Origin of the sequence: Mycobacterium sp. AZCC_0083, assembly GCF_014202335.1 — a bacterium.
In the GTDB taxonomy this organism is placed as follows: Bacteria; Actinomycetota; Actinomycetes; order Mycobacteriales; family Mycobacteriaceae; genus Mycobacterium.
Window position 1 is genome coordinate 34,349 of record NZ_JACHGP010000019.1, and the last position, 22,649, is coordinate 56,997.

Sequence of the window (22,649 nt, forward strand, 5' to 3'; positions counted from 1 at the left end):
CGTCGCCGATGGCCCACGGATTCCGCAACCACCGCACATTCACTTCTACGGGGTCTTGACCCAGTTGCCTGCGTCACCGACGATGCCGACGGGTACCGCACCCGTCAGGCTGACGTTGCGCACGCTCGGTCCGGTCGCCACGATCGTGGTGTCTTGCAGGATCGGCAGCACCGTCGACATGTTCCACAGCCGCGGCTCGACGGCGGTGAGCACCTCGCCGATGTCCTCGCTGCCGTCGAGTGCGTTGTCGATCTTCTGCTGGATGCTGCGGTCACAGATGCCGGTCAAGTTGCTTGGCGCCTGCACCAGCTGGCCGGACTCCGGCGCTGGGCTCGGGCTGGTGACGGTCGTGGGCGGCAGCGGAACGGCCGACGTGGCCCGCGGCGGCGACGTAGTGGACGACGTGGTGGGCGACGGCGTGGTGGTGCCGGTAGCCGTCGAAACGGCAGTGGCCTCCAGCGCCGGACAGCCGTAGCGGGACGCGAGCACGGTGGCGAGGTCTCCGCCCGCTTGATGCCAGCCGACGATCGCGTCGACCCGGTTGTTGTCCAGCGCGTCGCCGTAGAGCACCGGCGGGTCGAGCGCGAGGACCGAGGCGCTGATGCCGACGCTGCGCAGTTGATCGGCCGCGGTGTTGGCCACCGCGACGGACGTCGGATCGTTGGTGGCGACGCCGAGGACCAACGTCAGGGGTTGGCCGTCCTTGGTGATGCGGCCGCGGTTGGTGTCCGGAACCGGAGTGCCCGGCGTCGTCGGCGGCGGCGTGTCCACGGGCTGCACCTGGTAGCCGGTCCCGGCGAGCATGGCAAGCGCCTGCTCCTTGGTGAGGGCGGGCGGCGCGGTGGGCACATACCCGGGATCCGACGGCGAACGCACCTGCGCCTGCGCGAGGGTCACGGTGTTGTCGCTGCCCGCCCCGACCGACGCCAACAAGTCGACGTCGAGTAGTCCCAGAATCGCTTGGCGCACTTGGGTATCCGCGAGAGCGGGCTGCTGCGCACGCAATGTCAGCTGCATCACCCTCGGCGTCACGATGCGAGCCGTGCGCACGTCGGGGATGGCGCTCAACTGGGCGAAGGCGGCCTGACCGCCATGCACCTGTGCCACCTGGGTGTCGCCGTTGCGGATCGAATCGGCGAGTGCAGAGGGTGCTCCCCCGCGCCGGAACAGGATGAGATCGGGCTTGGCGGGCACCCCCCAGTAGCGGTCGTTGCGCGCCAGCAGGATCTCGTCGCGCTGCGGGTCGATGCTCTCCACCCGGAACTGCCCGCCGGTCACCGGCAGCGCCTTGACCAAGCCCGCGGCGAACCCGCCTGGCACGTCCTTGACGATGTGCGCAGGCAGGATGTCGTTGAACAGTTCCCGCCACGCCGGGTACGGCTGCGAGAACGTCACCACCGCCGTCTTGGCGCCCTCGATCGACTGCACCCCGGTGATCAGGTCGTAGCCCGCGGGGTCGACGACACCGGGCTGGCTGACCATCTGCCGCCACAGGTACCAGTAGTCGTCGGCGGCGATCGGCGCGTTGTCCGTCCACTGCGCCTCTGGCCGGATCTTGTAGGTGACGGTGAACGGGTTTTGGTTCGTCACGTCGGCCGACACCAGCAAGGTGGGGTCGAGCTGCCACCGCGAGCCCGTCGGCGACACCGGATCGGCGATCGGCCGGAACGAGCTGGGCAGCACCAGCGACGAGATCGCGGCGTTCACCGGCGACTGGTCGGACAGCAGGTGGGAGTTGAATCCTGGGCCGATCGAATCGATCGCCACGATGATCTGCGTCGCCTTGGACGGCGGCGGTGGCGTGCTCTCCGAGGTCTCGGTGCTCTGCGGCGCAGGCGGCGGGCTGACGGTACAGGCCGTGACCAGCATCAGTGTCGAAGTCAACGCACCCGCGACGGCTGACACGCGTCGCAAAGTCGTCGGCACGCTGTTCAGGCTATCGGCCCGGGCTCAGGTGCCCGGTCGGCGGCTCCGCGCTTCAGTTGCGGGTCTTTTCACGAGCCTTGGTACGTGCCCGCGTGGTCGCGTTCAGCTCGGCTTTGCGAACCCGCACGAACTCGGGCGTCACCTCGACGCACTCGTCGTTGGCGCAGAACTCCATGGCCTGTTCGAGGTCGAATTCCAGCGGCCGGTCCAACGTGACGAACACGTCGGCAGTCGCCGACCGCATGTTCGTCAGCTTCTTCTCGCGGGTCACGTTGACGTCGAGGTCCTCGGCGCGCGGATTGATGCCGACGACCTGGCCCTCATAGGTGTCCTGGCCCGGCTCGACGAAGAACTGGCCACGGTCCGACAGCTGGATCATCGCGAACGGCGTGACGGTGCCGGTCCGGTCGGAGACCAGCGACCCGGTGTGGCGGGCCCGGATCTCCCCCGCCCACGGTCGGTAGCCGTCGAACACCGCGTTGGCGATGCCGGTTCCGCGGGTCAGGGTCAGGAAGTCGGTGCGGAAGCCGATGAGCCCGCGGCTGGGGACGATGAAGTCCATCCGGACCCAGCCGGCCGCATGGTTGGCCATCTCCTCCATCCGGCCCTTGCGGCCTGCCATCAACTGCGTGATCGCGCCGACGAACTCGTCGGGACAGTCGATGGTCATGGCTTCGAACGGCTCGTGCAGCTTGCCGTCGATCGTTCTGGTGACTACCTGCGGCTTGCCGACGGTCAGCTCGAAACCCTCACGGCGCATCTGCTCGACGAGGACGGCGAGCGCCAGCTCACCGCGGCCCTGCACCTCCCACGCGTCGGGACGGTCGATGTCGACGACCTTGATCGACACGTTGCCGACGAGCTCACTGTCCAGTCGGGACTTGACCATGCGGGCCGTCAGCTTGTGCCCGGACACCTTGCCCGCCAGCGGCGAGGTGTTGGTGCCGATCGTCACCGAGATGGCGGGCTCGTCGACGTGGATCCGCGGCAGCGCGTGGGCGTGATCGAGGTCGGCAAGGGTGTCGCCGATCATGATCTCGGGCATGCCTGCGACGGCGACGATGTCACCGGCAATCGCCTCATCGGTGGCGCGGCGGTCCACGCCCTCGGTGGTCAGCAGTTCGGTGATCTTGGCGTTGGTGATGACCGGATGGCCGTCGACCTCACGCATCCACGCCACGGTCTGGCCCTTGCGGAGCTTGCCCTTGTAGATGCGGACCAGCGCGAGCCTGCCAAGGAAGGCGGAGGCGTCGAGGTTGGTCACCAGGGCCTGCAGTGGGGCCTCTGGATCGCCGGCCGGCGCGGGAATGTGCTCCATGAGCACGTCGAACAGTGGGTCGAGGTTGTCGCCATCGGGGTTCTCACCGTTGGCCGGCTCGGTGATGCTGGCGATGCCTGCGCGGCCCGACGCGTACAGCGTCGGCAGTCCGAGTGCGTCTTCGGCGGCCTTCTGCGCCTCGTCGTCGAGGTCGGTGGCGACGTCGAGCAGCAGGTCGTGGCTCTCCGAGACGACCTCGGCGATCCGGGCGTCAGGACGGTCGGTCTTGTTGACCACCAGAAGCACCGGCAGGTGCGCGGCCAGTGCCTTGCGCAACACGAACCGGGTCTGCGGGAGCGGGCCCTCGGACGCGTCGACCAGGAGCAGGACGCCGTCGACCATGGACAGCCCGCGCTCGACTTCACCGCCGAAGTCGGCGTGGCCGGGGGTGTCGATGACATTGATCACCGTCATGGTGCCGTCGGCGTTGTGCCGGTGCACCGCGGTGTTCTTGGCCAGGATGGTGATGCCCTTTTCCTTCTCGAGGTCACCGGAGTCCATGAGCCGCTCGACCGCGTCGTCACCGCGATGGGTCAGCGCGCCAGACTGACGCAGCATCGCATCGACGAGCGTCGTCTTGCCATGATCGACGTGAGCGACGATGGCAACGTTACGAAAGTCCGGGCGAGAATCCACGCCTAGATTGTCGCAGCGCAGGTATCCATTCGCGAAAACGACGGAATGGGGGCAAGAAACTAAGTGAAGTCCAGCAAGTTCGCCGGGTTCAAACCGAAGAAGAAGTGTTGCCGCAGCAAGCCGCGGTGCAAACGCTGCCCGGTGGTGCTGCACAAGGTGCGCAAAGCGGAGCTGGCCGGGGTGCGCGGCAAGGAGCTCGAGAAGGTGTTCAAGCGCACACAAAAGTCCTGACGACCTCGGCGAACATCGGCGTACCGTAAAAACGTTCGTCGAAGTTTGGAGGTATCCATCGTGACGTTTTACGAAGTGGGAACCATCGCGCTCGTTGCGGTGCTGGCGACTGCGGCAACGGTAGCGATCTACGTCGGTCTGCTGAATTGGATCGGCGCGTTCTACGTGGTGCGGTGTGCGGCATGTCACCACCTGACGTTCTCGTCGGCCAATCAGGCGCCGGGATCGTGCGCGCATTGCCGCCATCCGGCCCTCCTGCACCCGATGTACACGGCCCGCCACCGCGGCGACCCGGTGCGCGTGGTCGGCGACCGGCTCCACTACTGACCCGCCGCGCTACGGCGTCGACAGCAGCGCCACCTTTTAGGTCTCAAGTGTGACTGCACTTTCTCAAGTTTGGCTGCACCAGCGCTGCACTAGTGCAACGAACTTGAGACACGCTGGATGGCTAGGCGTCTGCCCCGAAGGCGGAGATCGACTCTTGGTCATGGGTCTGGAAATCACAGACCCAGCTCACTCAGGCCGGGATGATCGGCCGGCCGAACGCCGCTGCTGTCCCAGTGGAACTTCCGTTCGGATTCTTCGATCGACAGGTCGTTGATGCTGGCGTGCCGCCAGCGCATCAGACCGCTGTCTTCGAAGTGCCAGTTCTCATTGCCGTAGGCACGGAACCATCGATCGTCGGCGTCGTGATACTCGTAGCAGAAACGCACAGCGATCCGGTACCCGTCGTGTGCCCACAGTTCCTTGATCAGTCGGTAGTCGAGTTCGCGCTCCCACTTGCCGGTGAGAAACTCGATGATCCCGACGCGGCCTTGGATGAAGGTGGACCTATTGCGCCACCAGCTGTCATCGGTGTAGCCCTGTGCGACCGTTGCTGGGTTGCGCGAGTTCCAGCTGTCTTCGGCCATGCGCACTTTCTGTACCGCGGTGTCGATAGTGAAGGGGGGGACCGGCGGTCGGACGGTCATGGGCATCGGTTCTCCTCGGGGGTTACGGGCCAACGACGACAGCGTCGAAGGGTTGTGCGCATACACTTATTTCTGCTGTTGCATCGATGTCAGCGGCTTCCGGTCAGGTGTCGACATGGCGTTCACGATCTCCTCCGTAGACACGACGGCATGGGCCAGGAATGCGTAGTTGATCAATGCTGCCTCGTAGCCGTCCCCCCGGGTGGGGTGTCGGGGGCCGGCGGTGGCGTCGCGTACGACGGCGACTTCGAAACCGTTCTCGAGTAGGTCCCGTAGGTGCGATTCGACGCACATGTTCGCCAGCATGCCGCCCAGGATGACCTTGGAGACGCCGCGTTTTCGGAGTTGCAGAACCAGATCGTTGCTCTGCGGGCTCCAGACCTTGTGCGGGCTGGCAACGACTGTTTTCCCGTCCTGAATGTAGGGCTTGAATTCGTCGAGCCAGTCGGCGCCGGATCCGATGAATCCGTCCAGCGTGAGGGCGCCGCTGCGGGCGAAGGTGTGGGTACGGAACTCGTCTGATTCGAGAGGTCCATTGAACAGCCAGGTGCTGTCGGTGGGGTAGAAGTAATGCGGTGAGATGAACACGCCATAGTCGGACGCTCGGGCTGCAGCCAAGATGTCGAGCAGGTGCTGGACGGTGTTGTTCTCCGTCACGCTGGCCCCGACGCTGTCCCAGTTCTTCCCGGTGGGACTGAGCACGTCGATTTGGGGATCGACAATGACCACCGCGGTGTCGCTGTTGCCGAACTTCATGTGTGGACTCCTCCTCTGGCGAAAGTGCGATGAAACACGAAAAGTGCTTGGTGGGTCACGCCGTGACGAACGCTAGGAGGTCGGCGTTGATGGTGTCGGCATGGGTGGTGGGCATGCCATGGGGGAAGTTCTTATAGCTAATGAACGTCGAATTCTGCAGCAACTCAGCCGATTTCGGCCCGGCGGCGACGTATGGCACGATCTGGTCGTCTTCGCTGTGCATCACCAGGACCGGGATGGTGATCTTCTTCAGATCATCGGTGAAATCGGTCTGGGAGAACGCGACGATCCCGTCGTAGTGCGCCTTGGCGCCCCCGATCATGCCTTGGCGCCACCAGTTTTCGATGATGGCCTCCGAGGACTCCACTCCCGGTCGGTTGAAGCCGTAGAAGGGCCCCGTCGGCAGCTCACGGTAGAACACCGCCCGATTTGTGGCGAGTTGTGCCTGCAGGTCGTCGAACACCGCTTTGTGCAAACCCTCGGGATTGGTGTCGGTCTGCACCATCAGCGGCGGGACCGCCGAGATCAGGGCGGCCTTGGAAGCGCGGCTCTCGCCATGCCGGGCCAGATAGTGGACCACTTCGCCGCCGCCGGTGGAGTGCCCGACGTGGATGGCGTCGTGCAGATCGAGATGCTCGACCACCGCCGCCAAGTCGTCGGCGTAGTGATCCATGTCGTGGCCGTCGCCGGTCTGAGTGGACCGACCGTGCCCCCGCCGGTCCGCGGCGATCACGCGGTAGCCCTGAGCTAGGAAGAACAGCATCTGATTGTCCCAGTCATCTGACGACAGCGGCCAGCCATGACTGAACACGATCGGCTGACCCGAACCCCAGTCCTTGTAGAAGATCTCGGTGCCATCTGAGGTGATGATGGTTGCCATGTCATGCCTTTCGCATCGTGTTGCCCGAGGCGGGCGGAGTTTAGATCTGGACTTCTCCACCGTCGACGAATAGTTCGGCGCCGGTCATGTAGCTGCTTTGGGTGGAGGCCAGGAACACCACGGCGGAGGCGATTTCGTCGGGTCGGCCGAGTCGGCCCATCGGGACAGTTGACGCGATGTTGTCGAGCAGTGTCTGCTCCTGGCCGGGGGGTGCGAGGCCGGCTAGTCCAGGGGTCTTCACCGGTCCGGGAACGAGGGTGTTGACCCGGATGTCGTTGCCGACGAGTTCGGCTGCCCAGGTTCGGCCAAAGGAGCGGATGGCGGCTTTGGATGCGGCGTAGACGCTGAAGGTGGGTGTGCCGTTGGAGGCGGATGTGGATCCGGACAGGATGATCGAGGCACCCGGGTTGAGGATGGGCAGCATCTTTTGGACGGTGAACAGTGTTCCGCCGACGTTGCGGGTGAAGGTGTCGAGGAAGTGTTGCGGGGTGACGTCGGGCAGGGCCGCGAACTCGCCGCCGCCCGCGTTGGCGAATACGACGTCCAGACCGTGACCGTGGGCTGTGATGGCCGCGACGAGTGCGTCCAGATCGTCTGGATCGGTGATGTCACTACGAATACCGGTGGCGCTGGGGCCGATGGAGGCGACCGCGGCGTCGACGCTGGGTTGGCTGCGGCCGGTGAGGAAGACGTGGGCGCCTTCTGCGGCGATGCGCTGTGCGGCCGCCAAACCGATACCCGTTGTGCCGCCGGTTACTAGCGCAGTCTTGCCCTGCAGCAAGGTCATGATCTGTTCCTTCGATCGGTGGGTGTCAAGCGCCGGATGGGGGTCATTGGTGCCGTCGACGCCAGTCTTTTCAGTGAGCGCATCCCATGGCGGCGCGGCCGTCCGATCATCAGCGATCGCCGTGTCCGGTTGCCTCGCGGCGCTTCTCGCGCGATCGAGAGGGGTTGGGTCGAAACGAGCCCGGTCATTGGGCGGCCGATGTGGGGGTGGCGGGGCGTGCGTGCAGGGCTTCTCTGAGTTCCCACAGCGGGTTCTCCAGCAGTTCACCGAAACTGGGAAAGGGGTGTACGACGTCGGCGAGCAGTGCGACCGGGGTGGCGGCGCGGATCGCCTGGGAGATTAGGGCGATCCACTCCTCGGCGTTTTGCCCCATGCCGGTCGCACCGATCACACACTCGGTTGCAGGATCGGCCAGCACTGTGATCCAGCCTGCGGCCTGGCCGTCGGTGCTGGATCGGACTGCGGCAGTGCGCATCTCCGAGCTGGCCGCGATCGGCTCGATACCGGCGCGCCGCGCCGAGACCACGGTGTGCCCGACTGAGGCCAGTGTCGGTTCGACGTAGACCGCGCGGGGAATCGCCGCGTAATCGGCACGAACGGCGTGCCCGCGGAGGTTGGCGGCCACCACGCGCCCCTGGTAGTGCGAGGTGTGGGTGAAAGCCGACTTACCGGTCACGTCGCCGATCGCCCAGAGATGTTCTGCACCCGCCACACGGCAGCGCTCGTCGATCGGAATGGCCGCGCCCGCGTCGAGGGTGAGACCCACATTCGACAGGCCCAGGCCGGTGACCTGCGGGGAGCGCCCGGTGGCGAGGACGATCTGCTCGACGAACACGCTCTGCCCGCTGCTCAGCTGCGCCTCGGCGCCGTCACTTCGCTTCGCCACCGCGGTCACGGTGGCACCGGTCTGGACCGCGACGCCACGTTCGGTCAGGGTCTGCTCGACGGTCGCGCTGGCTCGGGGTTCTTCGGTCGGGAGCAGGCGGGGACCGCGCTGGATCAGCGTGACTGCGGTCCCGAAGGTGGCGAACAGGAACCCAAGCTCGCAGCCCACCGCCCCGCCACCGAGGACCAGCATGCTGGAGGGAAGATCGGTGGTGCTCAGGGCGTCATCGCTGGTCCAGACCGGCACCGATTCGAGTCCGGGGATGTCGGGGCGTCGGGGTGTTGATCCGGTGTTGATCACCAGCTCCTGGTAGCGCAAGGTGCGCCCCTCGACGTCGAGGACTCCTGGACCGGCCAGTTGACCGTGGCCGCGCACGAGAACCGCACCGGTGCGCTGCAGCGCCTCGGCGTTGAGAGTGTCGTCGCGCTGATGCACGATGGCGTCGCGTCGCTCGCAGGCCAACCGGTATGCCTCTGCGGCGGGGACCCGTCCGGTGAACAGCGCTGACTGCTGGGGATCGGCGCCCAGATGCCAGACCCGCGCGGTGCGCAGCATCGCCTTGCTGGGCACGCATGCCACGAACGGGCATGCTCCGCCCACCCGTGACTGTTCGACGACGGCCACGGAGCGCTGTCCGACGGAGCCCCAGATCAGTTTCGCGCCGGCGCCGCCGCCCAGGATGACGACGTCGAATTCATCCATGATGCTTGGTCTCGTTGAACCTCATCGGTCGGTGCGGTGTGGCGGGATCAGTTCGCCGTCGCCGTCGCCGGTGTGCTGGCCAGTGCCCGGGGCAGGAAGTCGCGGATGTATCCGCTGATCTCCTCGCCGTGGGTTTCGAGTGCGAAGTGACCGGCGTCGAGCAGGTGGAACTCGCCGTTGGGAAAGTCACGGTGGAATGCGTCCGCACCGGGGGCGCCGAAGATTTCGTCGTTCTTGCCCCAGGTGACGAGCAGGGGTGGTTGGTAGGTGCGGAAGTACTCCTGGAACGCGGGGTAGCCGTCGAGGTTGAACTGGTAGTCCCAGAACAGCTGCAGCTGGATGGCATCGTTGTCCTTGCGGTCCAGGCCGAGTTGGTCGAGCTGCCACGTTTCGGGTGCGATTCGGTCGAGCCGATCGGCGGGCACCCCGTGGGTGTACTGCCAGAAGGTGGTTTCCGGCGTGAACTTTTCGCGGACCCCGTCCTCATTGGCGGCGCGGTCCTTGGCGTGGGCGAAGAGAATGTCCCAGAACGGAGTGAAGCCCTCCATGTAGGCGTTGCCGCTCTGAGTAATCAGCGCAGTGATCCGCTCGGGGCGCCGGCTGGCGATCCGCAATCCGATCGGCGCGCCGTAGTCGTGAATGTAGAGGGCGAACCGGTCCAGCCCGAGGTGCTCGATCAGTCCCTCGGTGATGTTGGTGAGACGGTCGAAGCTGTAGGTGAACTGGGTGGTCGTCGGCATCGCCGAACGTCCGAAACCGATGTGATCGGGCGCCACGAGGTGGTATTCGTCGGCCAGGGAGTTGATGAGGTTGCGGAACATGTGGGAGCTGGACGGGAATCCGTGCAGCAGCAGCAATGTCGGATTGCTCGGATCGCCGGCCTCGCGATAGAACAGCTCGAGCCCCTCGATCGTCGCCGTCTTGTACCGCGTGGCAAAGACATTCATGGACGTCACCTGTTCAGGTAGCTGCCGTGACGATGCTCTCGGACCGGCAGGGCGGTGGGTGTGGTGGGTCGGCGCGCCGACCCACTGGAGCCCATCACAGAACCGGGCTAAGTGAATCCGGGATGAACCCCAGTGATTCAGCGCGGAGTCCAGGTTTGGATACGCACACACTCAATCCGCTTATGCACGAGAACCGCGCAACCGGCGCTGTGTGGTTTCGGGGTGCTTGAGGAGGCGACGCCGGTCGCATCGCTACGCAAATGGGCTGGTCAAGCTACCATGTCTTCGCACAGGGGAACCCCCGGGTGGGCGTCAAACAACGCCTCGGCCGGGCGACAGGTACGTGGGACATGATCGATGACCTGGAGCACTCGCCGGGCCCGCACCCGAAGAGCCTCATGGGGCGCGCTGAGGAATGCGCAATGCTGACCAAGCTCCTGACCGACGTGCGTGACGGCTTCAGTGGCTCTCTGGTGTTCATCGGTGAACCCGGCGTCGGCAAGACTCGTCTACTGCGGTATGCGGCGGAGACGGCCGGCGATGTCGCCTCAATCCGGATTGCCGGAGCGCAATCTGAATTGCGGCTCGGCTTCGCCGCATTGCATCGCCTCCTGATGCCCTACCTGGGTCGTCTCGACAGGCTGGCCGGCCCGCACCGAAGTGCGCTGGAGTTGACGTTCGGCCTCGCAGATGGCCCGGCGCCGAATCGGTTTCTGGTTAGCCTCGCGGCGTTGGCTCTGCTCGCCGATGCCGCGGTGGAGCGACCGGTGATGTGCCTGGTCGATGATGCGCAGTGGCTGGATCAGGAATCGCTGGGCGTGCTGGGGTTCGTCTCCCGACGTCTGTACGCCGACCGTATCGGCCTGGTATTCAGTGCCCGTGAGCACACCGGGGATCTGACGGCGCTGAACGGGCTGCCGACCCGGCGCGTCGGTGCGCTGGATCCGGCGTCGGCTCATACCCTCCTCGACGAGGCCGTGTCCGGGCCGCTGGATCCGCGAGTGTCGGCGCGCGTGATCGACGAGACCGGCGGCAACCCATTGGCGATGCTGGAACTGGTGGGGGAACTCACCGCCGAACAGCTGGCGGGGCGGTTTCCCTTGCCGCGCCGACTGCCGGTCGGGCGTCGGGTCGACGTTCACTTCCTGGCGCAGGTCGCCACGCTGTCGCCGGAGGCACGCACCGTTCTGCTCGTCGCCGCGGCCTGCGCCGACGACGAGCCATCGACAGTGTGGCGAGCTACTGCGTTGCTGGGCGTCGCCGCGGCGGCGGCCAATCACGCTGTGCAGCAGGGGATCGTGTCTTTGGAGCCACGCATCGCATTCCGTCATCCCCTCATCCGCTCGGCGGTGTACGACGGCGCGACATCCGAGGAGCGCCAGCGCGTGCACGACGCGCTGGCCACGGTGGCCGACCGTGACGGTGATGACGACCAGGCCGCCTGGCACCGGGCGGCCGCCGTGACGACTCCCGAGGAGACGATCGCCGCTGACCTACAGGCCTCCGCGGTGCGCGCTCAGCGCCGCGGTGGCTACACCATGCAGGCCGCGTTCTTGACCCGCGCCGCTGAGTTGTCGCCCGACACCGGCGCCCGTGCGCTGCGGTATCTGGCTGCCGCGCACGCGTATCTGGCAGCCGGTGACGGCTCACTGGCTGAGGCATTGCTGGACTTGGCGACTCCGGGACTCGACGACGCCGGCATGCACGTCGGGGTACAACGCTTGCGGGCAGCGATTTCGGTGTTCTTCTCCCGGCACAAAGACGCTCCAGCCATCCTGTTGGAGGCGGCGACGAGGGTCGAGCCAGCCGACCTATCTTTCGTCCGGCAGATTCTGTTCGATGCCATGCAGGCCGCGATCGTCGCCCGCCAATACACTGCAGGCACGACCCTCGCAGAGGTGGCGCACGCGGCGCTGGGTGCCGCGCGGGACCTCCGTCGGCCGCCCAGCGGCAACGACCTGCTGCTCGATGGTTTCGCCACCCGAATCGCCAGCGGCTACGCCGAAGCGGTGCCGCTGCTGCGAGCCGCCGTGGCGTTGATGTTCACCGACGAGGCCGCCGCCCACGTCGACATCCCGTCAACGATTCTGGGCTGGTTCGCCGCCGACGACGTGTGGGACGAGCAAGGTCGTCGGGCGATGTTCGAACGCGCCCAAGCCATCGAGCGCCGCCAGGGGGCCCTGGCGGCGATGCGGATCACCCTGGCCGGGCTCTCGACGAGCCAGGCCTGGGCCGGACAGATGAACGATGCCGAGAACAGCTATAGCGAGGCCGCTGAGATCTCGGCGCTGATCGGGGTGCCGCCGCCGGCGACGACCGGGGTGCTGTTGGAAGTGCGCGCCTGGCAGGGCCGCGAAAACGAGAGCCGTGCGGTGGCATCTTCCACCGCGGACTGGGGTCGTCAGAAGGGCGCCGCGATCCTGGAAATCTTCGCGCTGATGGGTCTGACCGTCTTGGAACTCGGACTGGGCCGGTACCCGGAGGCGCTCGGATGGGGATTGCAGATACTCCATGACGACCCGCCAGGCTTCGGGAACCGGGTGCTACCCGAGGTCGTCGAGGCCGGCGTACGTGGCGGAGACCGAGGCGCCGCCGAGGTGGCGCTGACCCGGCTGACCGAACGCGCCACCGCCGCTGCTACCCCGTGGGCTCTGGGTCTGCTGGCGAGGTCCCAGGCTTTGATGGCCGCCGACGCTGACGCCGAGCCGTACTACCTGGAGGCCATCAGGCAGCTAGCGGCGACCGCGATGCGCACCGAACTCGCCCGTGCGCATTTGCTTTACGGCGAATGGTTGCGCCGTAGGAAACGTCGTCGCGACGCGCAGGTGCAGCTGCGCACAGCCTATGACATGTTCACCGCGATGGGAGCCGCCGCGTTCGCCGGCCGCACGGGTGCCGAGCGGCGTGCCGCCGGCCAGGCGACGGCTGATGCACCGCGCGCAGACAACCCGTTTGGCCTGACACCGCAAGAGGCCCAGGTGGCTCGCCAAGCCGGCGCCGGCGCAACCAACGCCGAGATCGCCAGTCGACTGTTCATCACGACCTCCACCGTGGAATACCACCTCAGCAAGGTCTTCCGAAAACTGGGCGTGACGTCGCGCCGCCAACTCGCGGCCGCCCTCGCCGCAGGCCTGGCGAGGCATCCCGGCATCACGTCACCATGACCCAAGTGACTGGGGTTGTCCCAGGATTCGTCCGCGACGACGCTGTGCTGTGCTGGCCGAACCACGCGCCCTACGCGCGGACGGCACCCCGGTAGAACCTCATCGTGCGGAAAGCGATCGCCATGCCCTTCATCTCGGTCGACGTCGAGAACACCACCGACATCGACCTCTACTACGAGGACCACGGAAACGGTCAGCCTGTCGTCCTGATCGACGGTTACCCTCTTGACGGGCATGCCTGGGAGAAGCAGATTCCCGCATTGCTGGCCACCGGATACCGCGTGATCACCTATGACCGGCGCGGATTCGGCCGCTCCGGGCGCGCCACCATCGGCTATGACTACGACACCTTCGCCGCTGACCTCAACACCTTGATCGAAGTCCTCGACGTCACCGATGTCGTTCTAGCTGGATTCTCGATGGGCACCGGGGAAATCGGCCGCTACCTGGGCACCTATGGGCCTGCCAGGATCGACAAGGCAGTCTTCATCGCCGCCCTGGCGCCTTACCTACTGCGAACCGACACCAACCCTGCCGGTCTGGACGGCGCGGTCTTCGCCTCGGCCCTGGCCGCCGTGGTCAAAGACCGCTACGCATTCCTTCATCAATTCTATGCCGACGTCTACAACACCGACGAGACCCTCGGCATCCGCATCAGCGGCGAGGTCATCGAAAGCTCCTGGCAGGCAGCATGTTCGGGGTCGGCGTATACATCGGTCGCCGCGGTGATCACGTGGACTACCGACTTTCGGACGGACGTCGCCAAGATCGCCGGATACGACATCGGCGTTTTGATCGTCCACGGGACCCACGACCGGATCCTGCCGATCGACGCCACCGCACGTCCGTTGCGCGCACTGCTTCCCCGCGCCGAATACGTCGAGATCCCCGGAGCGCCCCACGGTCTGCTGTGGACCTACGCCGAGGACGTCAACCACGAACTACTGGCGTTCCTCTCCCATTGAGCCCGGTCACCTACACCCCGTCAGCACCTGAAGGAGCAGCCCGGTGAGCAAGCATTACGGCGCCATCGCGTTCACGGAGGCGGTCCGCGATGTCCAGCGTGACCACGGCAGCCACGCCTTCTACGACCGCAAACGGGTTCAAGGCACGGCGGTACCAGGTGCCGACGCGCTCACCGAAGACGAGAAGGACTACCTCGTCGAGCGGGACAGCTTCTACCTGGCGACCGTCAGCGAAACGGGCTGGCCCTACGTCCAATTCCGCGGCGGCCCTACCGGGTTCCTGCGTGTCATCGACGACCACACCATCGGGTGGGCTGATTTCCGCGGCAATCTGCAGTACATCAGCACCGGCAACGTCGCCGGCGACAACAGGGTTGCCCTGATCGCTATGGACTATCTGCACCAACGCCGGCTGAAGATCTACGGCCACGCTCGCATCGTCACCGCCGAACAGGACCCCACCCTGGTCGGGAGCTTCGCCGATCCCGCCTACGACGCCGTCGTCGAGCGCGCCGTCCTGGTCGCCGTCGAGGCCTTCGACTGGAATTGCCCTCAACACATCACTGCACGGTTCACCGCCGCCGAACTCGAAACACACCTCGCCCCACTGCACCACCAACTCGCCGGGCTGCGCGGCGAGAACGCCCAGCTACGCGAGAAGCTCAGCAGCGGTGAGTAGTTCGTCTTCACCCACCCACGACGGCGACGTGTCCAGTACACCCACCCCGGACGGCGCCACCCGCCCCGATCCCGCAGCGAGGGAACGTGCCTCGGCGTTCACGCTGTGGATGACGGCGGCGCTGATCGCCGGCGCCGCAGCGGTGATGCTGCTGGTTCTGGCCCGGCTGCGCCCGTCTCTACCGGTCGTCATGCCGAGCTACACAGGATGGCACGGCGACTACTCGGATGTGGCGTCATGGGTTGCCTGGACGCTGGGTGACACCACCGAACCTGGTTACGCGCACTCCGCCCTGGCCGGTGCAATGATGCTGCTCGGCGGCTACCTTGCACACCGGGCGTTCAGATCGAAGAAGCACTGGATGGGTTTTCCGGTCACCTCCGGCACCGGACTGTTCGGCTGGGCGGTGGGCAGTGCAGCCCTAGGACTGGTGCTGAGCAACGCGGCGTGGGGGTGGACGATCGCCGTGTCGGGCATGTGGCAGCCCACGTTCGTTCCGTTCGCCTCGGTTCCCCCTGCAATCGTCCTGGTCTACGGAGGCCGACGCTCCGTAGCGCTGACCGGCGCGATCCTCGGCGCCGCGCTGAGCACCCCCATCGCTTTGGTCGCGGTGAACTTCGGGTGCCGCCCCCTTGGTCTTCCCCCCGTGGTCGGGGCCACCACCGGCATGGCGATCAGCGCACTGATGGCGTTCGCGATGTGCCGGCACCTGCCGTGGATGCGGATCCCCACCGTGGTCGTACCGCGCTGCAGCGCGGGATTCCCGCACCACTTCGTCGACACCGGCCGGCAAGGGCCGCGATGGCTGTCGCGGCGGATCCTCGCCGACTTCAGCGACGCCCAGTTCATCGGCAACGAATGGGCCAGCGCCGGTCTGTTGGCAGGCACCGTGATCAGCTATCTACTCAACCCCGCGATGGCAGGCAAGGTCGGCAACCTGCTACCCGAATTGTTGACGTCACAAGTCCTGACCGCCGCGCTGGCCGTCACGCTGTGGCACCGCCAGTGGGCGACCTACGTCTGGTATCCCACCTTCGTTCCCGTCGTATCCATCGCTCCGGCAACGGTGCTGGCGTTCGGCGGATCCGTCCAGGCCATCGTCGCCGGGGCCGTTCTCGGTGCGCTCATCGGGCCGCCTTTCGCTGCGGCGGTCGCCCGACGGCTGCCCTCGGACTTTCACCCGTTCATCGGCAACGTCGTCTCGATGGCGGCTGCCACCGCGATGATCGTCACCGCCCTGTCCGTCACACCCGGCTTTGGCTGACCGCAACCGGATTGACTGCGAGAGAGAGGAGAACGTAATGACGACCCTGAAGTCGGTGAACGTCGGCCTGCCGAGGAATATCGCCTGGAACGACCGCACCGTGTACACCGGCGCTTGGAAGCAACCGGTGACCGGGCCCCGAATGGTCCGTCGACTGAACGTCGACGGGGACGGTCAAGGTGACCTCGGCGGCCACGGTGGGGAAAACCGCGCCGTCCTGGTCTACCAACTCGACTCCTACCGGCACTGGGCGCAGGTGTTCGATCGTGATGACCTGGTGCCAGGTCTGCTGGGGGAGAACCTCACCGTCGACGGGCTGCCCGACGACGAGGTATGCATCGGAGACCGATACCGAATTGGGCAGGCGGTCTTGGAGGTCACCCAGCCGCGGGTCACCTGCTACCGCGCTGGCATGCGCATCGGCGAACCGCGGATGGCGGCACTGCTGGTCTCCCACGGGCGACCTGGGTTCTACTGCCGGGTGGTCACCGAAGGTGAAGTCGAAGCCGGCCAGGAGATCGTCAAGATCAGCTCAGGACCCGAACAGGTGTCGGTCGCCGAAATCGACGCCTTGCTCTACCTGCCGGGGCACCCCCGCGACGCTCTGCAACGCGCACTGCGCATCCCGGCGCTGAGCCCCGGCTGGCAAACGTCTCTCCGGAGCCTGGCCGAGCAGACTGACAACCCGGCGGGATCAGCAGGCAACGTCGGGCTGACAGCAGCTGCGAGTAGCCCCCCGCCGGCATGGACGGGGTTCCGCTCCCTGCGGGTCAGTGCTGTCCACGACGAAAGTCGATACGTACGCTCAGTCCTGCTGAGCGACCCCAACGGCGCGCCGCTCCCGGAATGGATTGCTGGACAGTCGATCACGTTGCGACTGCATCCCGACCCGAACGGCGCGCCGCTGATCCGTAACTACTCGCTGTCCAACCGACCGGGCTCCGCCGAATACCGGATCAGCGTCAAACGGGAACCACATGGGGCGGCCAGCGGGCACATTCACGCCCACGTCCGCGCCGGTGATCGCCTCGACGTCGCAGCACCACGAGGCACATTCTTCCTGACCGACGCAGCCGCTCCGGTGATCCTGCTCTCCGCCGGAGTGGGCGTCACCCCGGTGCTCTCGATGCTGCACTGGCTCGCGGCGATACGCTCAGACCGTCCGCTCTGGTGGCTGCACGGAGCCCGCGACGGCGATGAGCACCCGTTCGCCGAGGAGAGCCGCGATCTGCTAAAGCACTTGCCTGGCAGCCATTCTCACATCTTCTACAGCCGTCCGACACCGACGGACCGACGCGGTATCGACTTCACCGAGCAGGGCCGGCCCTCGATCGAGGCGATCCGTGGACTGGGCCTCCCGCGCGACGCAGACACCTATCTCTGCGGACCCTCGGCGTTCATGAACGAACTCAGCTCCGGCCTCGCGATCTACGGACTGGATCCCGCCCGAGTCCACACCGAACTCTTCGGGGCAGCAGCCGCCCTCACCCCCGGGATCGCCGCCACGTCGATCCCCCCGCACCCACCCGTGGGACTGCCCGGACCGGGTCCTGATGTTCAGTTCGCCCGCAGCGGCCTTTCCGCCCCCTGGGGACCGCCCAGCACCAGCCTGCTCGAATTCGCCGAAACGTGCGACGTCCCGACCCGGTGGTCCTGCCGTACCGGGGTATGCCACAACTGCGAGACCGCGCTGCTGTCGGGGACGGTTCGCTACGACCCAGAACCCCTGGAACCACCCGCGGAGGGAAACATCCTGATCTGCTGCACACAACCCGTCGAGACCGTCGTGCTCGACCTGTGACAGCCACCGGCGGTGTCCCCGCAGATCCCGTGCGACGGACGGCGGCGCCTCCCGCGACCGGCACCACCCCGCACTCATCCCGACCCGCGGATTCTGGGTCGCAGCGGCGACCATCGTCATCACGCTGTGGACGTCGGCCGCTCCTGCCTTGGCCAACCCGCTCTACGCCGCCCAGTGGGAACTCACACCGACGGTCACCACCGCACCTTTCGCGGTCTATCCCGCCGCGCTGGCGGTGATGCTCATCGTTTTCGGCAAGTTCTCGGACTACACCGGGCGCCGCCCCGCCATCCGGATCGGCATGTCGAGCTGCCTGCTGGGATCGGTGCTGTTCGCCATCGGACCGTCGATCGTGTGGCTATTCCTCGGGCGGGCGATAATGCGGATCGGTGTCGCATTCGCACTCAGCGCGGCCACCGCGGCAATGTTCGAATACCGCCCATCGCACAAAGGCGAGCGGGCCAGCGCGGTCGCCACCGCGGCCAGCGCAGTAGGTCTGACCGTGGCGCTGCTCGGCGGGGCGCTCGTGCAGTACGGGCCGGCACCCACCCATCTGTCGTTCTGGGTGCTGACCGCGGCGACCGCGGTCGTCACCGCCGCATGCTGGTTCCTGCCGCGTGATGTCGTGGCCCACCTCCCGAGCCGTGGCGACCGCGGTGGCCCCACGTCCGCCGCGGGCTGCGCGGTCTGTTCGCTGCCGCTGCCCTGGCAGTGTCCATCGCCTATGTGACCGGCGGAGTGATGTTGTCGCTGGGCAGCCAGATCGCCAAGGATCTCGTCGCTAGCGACAATGTGCTCACCCACGGCGCGCCCAGTACACCGGGCCGGACACAGCGGGTCCCTCAACCCGGAAGTACTGTCCCGCATGGCCGTCCGCGTCAGCGGCGGTCCACCCGTGGAGGTGTCGAGCAATCACGTCGACGAGGGGCGGACGGCGCAGACCGAGCGCCGAATGTTCGGTTGTTTACGGGCCTACTCGAGCAGTGCGTACACCAACCGCACGTTCGGCGTCGCCTAACAACGCAGCGCCGCGGTCAGGTCCGGCACCCAGCCGCGGTCGGCGGGCACCCACGCCAGGCCATCGAGTTCGTCGGCGGTCACCCAGCGCAAAGCGCGGTGGTCGCGAGGCTGCACGCTGCCACCGGTCTGCGTGACGAGGTAGGCGCGCAATGTCATCTGGTCGTTGAGCACCACGTCGCGACCAAGCCGCTCCCCGACGGTGACCTCGACCCCGAGTTCCTCCTCGAGTTCGCGCACCAGTGCGGCGGCGTCGCTCTCCGCCGCCGCCACCTTCCCGCCAGGCAACTCCCACAACCCGGCCAGCTCGGTCGGCCGCTCACGCTGCGCCACTAGCAGCGCGTCGCCGGAGATCAACGCTCCTGCGACGACGATCTGGTTCGGCACGGCAGCGACGGTATACGGTCGAGTGATGGCTGTGTTAACGGACGAACAAGTCGATGCCGCACTGCCCGATCTCGACGGCTGGGAGCGCTCCGACGGCGCGTTGCGCCGATCCGTCAAGTTTCCGGCGTTCCTCACCGGCATCGATGCGGTGCGGCGCGTTGCCGAGCACGCCGAGGCTAAGGATCACCACCCCGACATCGACATTCGTTGGCGGACCGTGACTTTCGCACTCGTCACGCACTCGGAGGGCGGCATCACCGACAAGGACGTGGCGATGGCGCGCGACATCAACTCGATCGTCGCGGGCTAGCGGCGATCCAGCCGAGCGTCGCCAGCGTCCCCACGATGTAGACCAGGCCCGCCCAGGCCAGATACCAGGGCCGCTCGATCTGCCAGATCGTCGGCTGCGCGAAGCTCAGCAGCCACGGCACGCCGATCAGCGTCAGGGCCAACCACCCCCAGCCGAGAATGCGCGCACCGCGGCGATCGCGCAGAGCGCCGTGCAGCAGCCAGATCATCAACGGGATCAGCCACACCCAGTGATGTGTCCACGAGATCGGCGAGAGCAGCAGCCCGAACATCTGCACGATGACGATGGCCCCGAGTCGATCGTCGGCGCCGACGGCCCGCCACGCCAGAACGGCCAACACGGTCGTGACCGCCAAAGCGGCCAACACCACCGGCCCGTACCCGGCGTCGTGGCCGAGGATGCGGGAGATCCCGCCACGCCACGATTGGTTGAACGACGTGCCGATGGGCCCGATCCGGCTGGCGTCGCCGAGCAGGTCGGTGAAGTAGAACCGCGCCTGCGCACCGAGCACCAACACCGAAACACCGATGGTCGCGAAGAACACCATCGCCGAGAACACCACCGCACCCCACCGGCGGGCGCCGAGGAAGTACAGCCCGGACACCGCGGGCGTCAGCTTCACCCCCGCCGCGAGCCCGACCAGCAGACCGGACAGCCACCACCGGCTGCTGTAGACCGCCCCGAGCACGGCCAGCACCAGGATGACGTTGATCTGGCCGTAGTCGAAGGTGCTGCGCAGCGGTTCGGTCCAGATGCCGACCGCGGTCCACAGCATGGCAAGCCGATGATCGGCGCGGCCCAGTAGCCGCAGGCTCAGCCACACCACGCAGTACAGCGCCACGATGATCCCGACCTGCCACGCGAAGGCGAGCAGTCCGAACGGCACCATGTGCAGCGGTTCGAACACGATGGCCGCGAACGGCGGGTAGGTGAACGGCAGCGGGAAGTCGGGCGTCTGGTCGGCGTAGACGTAGTCGTAGATCGAATGACCAGTGCCGATGGTGGCCGCGCCGCCGACATAGACGTGCAGATCGACGAAGTTCGCGCCGTTTGGGGCGAGATACGTCCATGCGAATCGTGCCGCGATGCTGGCCGCCAGCAGCCAGGGCGCGATCGTTGCGAGGCGAGTCGCAACCCGCTTCGTTGCGGGTGGGACGGGTTGGACGTCTATGCCCACGACTGTAGCGATCGGTCACCGTATGCCGTCATGTGCATAACGGTCGGGTAAATCCCACACGTGTCACTTGAGTAACTCCAGTAACTCCGTAGCTTCGGTTGCGGACGTGCCTTCAACGGATCGGGAGAACCATGCACTTCGCCAGAAAACTGTTCGCCACCAGCGTGATCGCAGCCGCAGGCGCGATTCCGGTCGCCCTGACCCTGAGTGCCCCGGCGATGGCCGACCCGGTGCCGGCTCCAGCGCCCGCGATCCCCGGCGTGCCCGGCATGTCGTTGCTCAGCAGCGCTCCGCAGATGCTGCAGAACGCTCCGCAGATGTTGCAGGGCCTGGCGTCGATGTTCTCGGGGACGGCTACTCCCGCAGCCGCCGCCGCCCCGGCCGCTGCTGCGCCCGCGGCGACCGCGTCGGTCACCCTGCCTCAAGCGCCGCTCGCGGCGCCGGCCACGGCTGCAGCCCCGCTGAACACGCTCGGCGCGCCTGCCGTTCCCGCCGCCGTGGCACCGGCCGCCAGCGCCGTTGCTCCTGCGGCCCAGGGCCTGGTGCCGACCGCCGAGGTGCAGCTTCCGCAGGTGCCGATGAACCCGCTGCCGCTGCCGCAGCAGCTCAGCTTCCCCGGCGACCTGGCCTCGCTGATGCCCGCAGGCATGCCGCTGGCCAACCTGCTGCCGAAGTCAACGGCGGCACCCCTCGCGGCTGCCCCGAGCCTCCCGGCTGCGGCAGCACCTGCACTTGCCGCACCTCTTCTTGAAGCACCGACCGGTCTGGGGCTTGCACCGATGATGTTCCCGACCTCCGCGCTGCCCTGAGCCGGACGGTCCGAGACGACCACGGAAACAACACCGGGAACCACTGATATCACGGGGAGAGTCATGTCATCGATCAGGACGTTGCTTGTCGCACTCGGTGCGTCGGCCACGCTGACGCTGAGCGGCCAACCGGTCGCCAACGCGGAGCCTGCGCCGCCGTTGCCGACGCCGATCAGTGGTTTGCAGGCGCCGGGGTTGCCTGCCATGCAGAGCCTCGGGCCTGCCATCCAGCAGGCGGCGGCCGATCCGACGAACGCCGCGTCGATGTTGATGGCCGCCGCGGCGGCGTTCGCGGGCAACAGCGCGGCACCGTCCGACTCGAAGAACGTAGCTGCGGCGGTCAATCAGTTCGTCGCCGATCCCCAGGTGGCACACGTTCCCGCCGCGGGCGTGGTGCCGGGCGTCGAAGCGCATCTGCCTCAGGGCGTCGACCCGGCGCATGCCGTCGGGCCAGCGCCCGAGGCCGCGCCCCAGGCCGCAGCTCCCGCTCCGGACGCTGCCCCGGCTCCTGAGGCCGCTCCTGCCCCGGATGCCGTCCCCGCGCCTGCTCCCGACGCCGCACCCGCCCCGGCACCCGACGGCGCCGCCGCCCCCGGTCCGGCACCCGCACCGAACGCCGCCCCTGACGCCACCGTCACGCAGGACTTCATGTACCCGTCGATCAGCAACGGATGCACCAAAGACGGCGGCAACGTTCTGGCGACGGCGATCTCAGTGGCCGGCCCTGCGAAGATCCCGGACCCCGGACCCGGACCTGGCCAGACCGCCTACGTGTTCACCGCGATCGGCACGCCTGGCCCCGCCGCCGAGCAAAAGCTGCCGCTCAACGTCACCTGGGTCAACCTGACGACGGGCAAGTCGGGCGGCGCCACGCTCAAGCCGCAGGCAAACATCAACCCCGACGGCCCGACGACGCTGACCGCCATCGTCGACACCGGCTCGGGCAGCATCATGTCAACGATCTTCGGTCAGGTCTCGACCACCGAGAAGCAGTGCCAGTTCATGCCCACCATCGGCTCGACGGTGGTGCCGTGAC

The 22,649-nt window shown here is 66.9% G+C and carries 22 protein-coding genes; 12 read left to right on the forward strand and 10 right to left on the reverse strand.

Going from position 1 to position 22,649, the window contains the following annotated elements:
• Nucleotides 1–45: 45 nt before the first annotated feature.
• The gene (locus HNP02_RS34435) at nucleotides 46–1,869 is read right to left on the reverse strand and encodes an ABC transporter family substrate-binding protein (RefSeq protein WP_184445336.1); all 1,824 of its coding nucleotides are present in this window, start codon (nucleotides 1,867–1,869) and stop codon (nucleotides 46–48) included.
• Nucleotides 1,870–1,978: 109 nt separating this feature from the next.
• Complete coding sequence (typA, locus tag HNP02_RS34440; protein ID WP_184445157.1) at nucleotides 1,979–3,880, reverse strand: translational GTPase TypA; 1,902 nt, start codon at nucleotides 3,878–3,880, stop codon at nucleotides 1,979–1,981.
• A 63-nt stretch (nucleotides 3,881–3,943) separates the two neighbouring features.
• Between typA and HNP02_RS34445 the strand changes: the two genes are divergently transcribed.
• Both HNP02_RS34445 and HNP02_RS34450 read left to right on the forward strand, forming a co-directional pair.
• A complete protein-coding gene (locus tag HNP02_RS34445; RefSeq protein ID WP_184445158.1) occupies nucleotides 3,944–4,111 on the forward strand; it encodes a hypothetical protein in 168 nt (55 codons plus the stop codon).
• A gap of 60 nt (nucleotides 4,112–4,171) precedes the next feature.
• Nucleotides 4,172–4,438: a hypothetical protein gene (locus HNP02_RS34450; protein WP_184445159.1), complete on the forward strand. Its 267-nt coding sequence runs from the start codon at nucleotides 4,172–4,174 to the stop codon at nucleotides 4,436–4,438.
• Nucleotides 4,439–4,611: 173 nt separating this feature from the next.
• On the opposite strand, the gene HNP02_RS34455 is transcribed toward HNP02_RS34450, so the two are convergent.
• The 6 genes from HNP02_RS34455 to HNP02_RS34480 form a co-directional block, all read right to left on the reverse strand.
• Nucleotides 4,612–5,082, reverse strand: coding sequence for a nuclear transport factor 2 family protein (locus tag HNP02_RS34455; protein ID WP_184445337.1), 471 nt, complete (start codon nucleotides 5,080–5,082; stop codon nucleotides 4,612–4,614).
• Between the two features lie 66 nt (nucleotides 5,083–5,148).
• Complete coding sequence (locus tag HNP02_RS34460) at nucleotides 5,149–5,838, reverse strand: cysteine hydrolase (protein ID WP_184445160.1); 690 nt, start codon at nucleotides 5,836–5,838, stop codon at nucleotides 5,149–5,151.
• Nucleotides 5,839–5,893: 55 nt separating this feature from the next.
• Nucleotides 5,894–6,718, reverse strand: a complete 825-nt coding sequence (locus tag HNP02_RS34465; RefSeq protein WP_184445161.1) for an alpha/beta fold hydrolase — start codon at nucleotides 6,716–6,718, stop codon at nucleotides 5,894–5,896.
• Between the two features lie 40 nt (nucleotides 6,719–6,758).
• Nucleotides 6,759–7,505, reverse strand: coding sequence for an SDR family oxidoreductase (locus HNP02_RS34470; RefSeq protein ID WP_184445162.1), 747 nt, complete (start codon nucleotides 7,503–7,505; stop codon nucleotides 6,759–6,761).
• Between the two features lie 184 nt (nucleotides 7,506–7,689).
• Entirely contained in the window at nucleotides 7,690–9,093 is a 1,404-nt protein-coding gene (locus HNP02_RS34475; protein ID WP_184445163.1) for an NAD(P)/FAD-dependent oxidoreductase, read from the reverse strand.
• 47 nt (nucleotides 9,094–9,140) lie between these two features.
• Nucleotides 9,141–10,040 carry an alpha/beta fold hydrolase gene (locus tag HNP02_RS34480; RefSeq protein ID WP_184445164.1) on the reverse strand — a complete coding sequence of 300 codons (900 nt, stop codon included), beginning with the start codon at nucleotides 10,038–10,040 and terminating at the stop codon, nucleotides 9,141–9,143.
• 350 nt (nucleotides 10,041–10,390) lie between these two features.
• Here HNP02_RS34480 and HNP02_RS34485 point away from each other — a divergent pair, with 350 nt between their 5' ends.
• The 7 genes from HNP02_RS34485 (at nucleotide 10,391) to HNP02_RS34515 (ending at nucleotide 18,931) form a co-directional block, all read left to right on the forward strand.
• Nucleotides 10,391–13,204: an AAA family ATPase gene (locus tag HNP02_RS34485; protein ID WP_184445165.1), complete on the forward strand. Its 2,814-nt coding sequence runs from the start codon at nucleotides 10,391–10,393 to the stop codon at nucleotides 13,202–13,204.
• Nucleotides 13,205–13,326: 122 nt separating this feature from the next.
• Entirely contained in the window at nucleotides 13,327–14,169 is an 843-nt protein-coding gene (locus tag HNP02_RS34490) for an alpha/beta fold hydrolase (protein ID WP_184445338.1), read from the forward strand.
• A 43-nt stretch (nucleotides 14,170–14,212) separates the two neighbouring features.
• Nucleotides 14,213–14,848 (forward strand): pyridoxamine 5'-phosphate oxidase family protein, encoded by a 636-nt coding sequence (locus tag HNP02_RS34495; RefSeq protein ID WP_184445166.1) that lies wholly within the window; start codon nucleotides 14,213–14,215, stop codon nucleotides 14,846–14,848.
• Nucleotides 14,841–16,112: a hypothetical protein gene (locus HNP02_RS34500; protein ID WP_184445167.1), complete on the forward strand. Its 1,272-nt coding sequence runs from the start codon at nucleotides 14,841–14,843 to the stop codon at nucleotides 16,110–16,112. The genes HNP02_RS34495 and HNP02_RS34500 overlap by 8 nt, the downstream gene beginning before the upstream one ends.
• Before the next feature lie 37 nt (nucleotides 16,113–16,149).
• Nucleotides 16,150–17,913 carry an MOSC and FAD-binding oxidoreductase domain-containing protein gene (locus tag HNP02_RS34505; protein ID WP_184445168.1) on the forward strand — a complete coding sequence of 588 codons (1,764 nt, stop codon included), beginning with the start codon at nucleotides 16,150–16,152 and terminating at the stop codon, nucleotides 17,911–17,913.
• Nucleotides 17,914–18,025: 112 nt separating this feature from the next.
• Nucleotides 18,026–18,643, forward strand: coding sequence for an MFS transporter (locus HNP02_RS34510; RefSeq protein WP_309241799.1), 618 nt, complete (start codon nucleotides 18,026–18,028; stop codon nucleotides 18,641–18,643).
• 135 nt (nucleotides 18,644–18,778) lie between these two features.
• Complete coding sequence (locus HNP02_RS34515; protein WP_184445169.1) at nucleotides 18,779–18,931, forward strand: hypothetical protein; 153 nt, start codon at nucleotides 18,779–18,781, stop codon at nucleotides 18,929–18,931.
• Here the strand turns inward: HNP02_RS34515 and HNP02_RS34520 are convergent.
• A complete protein-coding gene (locus HNP02_RS34520) occupies nucleotides 18,928–19,317 on the reverse strand; it encodes an NUDIX domain-containing protein (RefSeq protein ID WP_184445170.1) in 390 nt (129 codons plus the stop codon). The genes HNP02_RS34515 and HNP02_RS34520 overlap by 4 nt on opposite strands.
• Before the next feature lie 25 nt (nucleotides 19,318–19,342).
• Between HNP02_RS34520 and HNP02_RS34525 the strand changes: the two genes are divergently transcribed.
• Nucleotides 19,343–19,627, forward strand: a complete 285-nt coding sequence (locus HNP02_RS34525) for a 4a-hydroxytetrahydrobiopterin dehydratase (protein WP_184445171.1) — start codon at nucleotides 19,343–19,345, stop codon at nucleotides 19,625–19,627.
• Here HNP02_RS34525 and HNP02_RS34530 read toward each other — a convergent pair.
• Nucleotides 19,605–20,804 carry a mannosyltransferase gene (locus tag HNP02_RS34530; RefSeq protein ID WP_375373744.1) on the reverse strand — a complete coding sequence of 400 codons (1,200 nt, stop codon included), beginning with the start codon at nucleotides 20,802–20,804 and terminating at the stop codon, nucleotides 19,605–19,607. The genes HNP02_RS34525 and HNP02_RS34530 overlap by 23 nt on opposite strands.
• A 131-nt stretch (nucleotides 20,805–20,935) precedes the next feature.
• Between HNP02_RS34530 and HNP02_RS34535 the strand changes: the two genes are divergently transcribed.
• Nucleotides 20,936–21,613, forward strand: coding sequence for a hypothetical protein (locus tag HNP02_RS34535; protein WP_184445172.1), 678 nt, complete (start codon nucleotides 20,936–20,938; stop codon nucleotides 21,611–21,613).
• 63 nt (nucleotides 21,614–21,676) lie between these two features.
• Nucleotides 21,677–22,648, forward strand: a complete 972-nt coding sequence (locus HNP02_RS34540) for a hypothetical protein (RefSeq protein WP_184445173.1) — start codon at nucleotides 21,677–21,679, stop codon at nucleotides 22,646–22,648.
• Nucleotide 22,649: the final 1 nt, after the last annotated feature.